The organism is Desulfallas sp. Bu1-1 (assembly GCF_015594625.1).
GTDB lineage: Bacteria > Bacillota > Desulfotomaculia > Desulfotomaculales > Desulfallaceae > JADNRQ01.
Window position 1 is genome coordinate 1 of the sequence record NZ_JADNRQ010000063.1, and the last position, 825, is coordinate 825.

Sequence of the window (825 nt, forward strand, 5' to 3'; positions counted from 1 at the left end):
GCGTACTATCTCGCCCTTTTAAGACTTGCTTTCGCTACGGATGCGGCCTCGTCAGCCTTATCCTCGCACGCCGGATGTAACTCGCCGGTCCGTTCTACAAAAAGTACGCCATCACCCTGCTCGAAGTTCGAGATTCGAAATTCGTGATTCGATTTTTGGGGTTCTCCTTTGGGGTCTTTTGGACCCGTTAGGCTTGACCCAAGTTCGAACTTCGAACTTCGAACCTCGAACCTCGAGTATAGGGCTCTGACTGGTTGTAAGCGTACGGTTTCAGGTTCTGTTTCACTCCCCTCCCGGGGTGCTTTTCACCTTTCCCTCACGGTACTTGTGCGCTATCGGTCGCCAGGGGTATTTAGCCTTGGAAGGTGGTCCTCCCTGATTCCCGCGGGATTCCACGTGCCCCGCGGTACTTGGGATGCTCTCCGGGCTGTTTGAGCTTTTCGCCTACAGGGCTGTTACCTTCTGCGGCCGGACGTTCCAGTCCGCTTCGGCTAAGCTCGCCAGTCCCGCTTTGAGAGTCCCGCAACCCCGGCCTTGTTTGCAAGGCCGGTTTAGGCTCGCCCCTGTTCGCTCGCCGCTACTTGGGGGTTCTCGGTTGATTTCTTTTCCTCCGGGTACTTAGATGTTTCAGTTCCCCGGGTGCCCCTCTTATGCCTATGGGTTCAGCATAAGATGTTACCTCGTTACAGGTAACGGGTTGCCCCATTCGGAAATCTACGGGTCTATGCCTGCTTGCGGCTCACCGTAGCTTTTCGCAGCTTGCCACGTCCTTCTTCGGCCTCCTGGCGCCCAGGCATCCACCGTACGCCCTTTCTAGCTTGACCT

General features: G+C 56.2%; 1 rRNA gene. It reads right to left on the reverse strand.

What is annotated here, in order from left to right:
* Positions 1-824 (reverse strand): 23S ribosomal RNA (locus IT084_RS17615); the annotation flags it as partial.
* Position 825 lies beyond the last annotated feature (1 nt).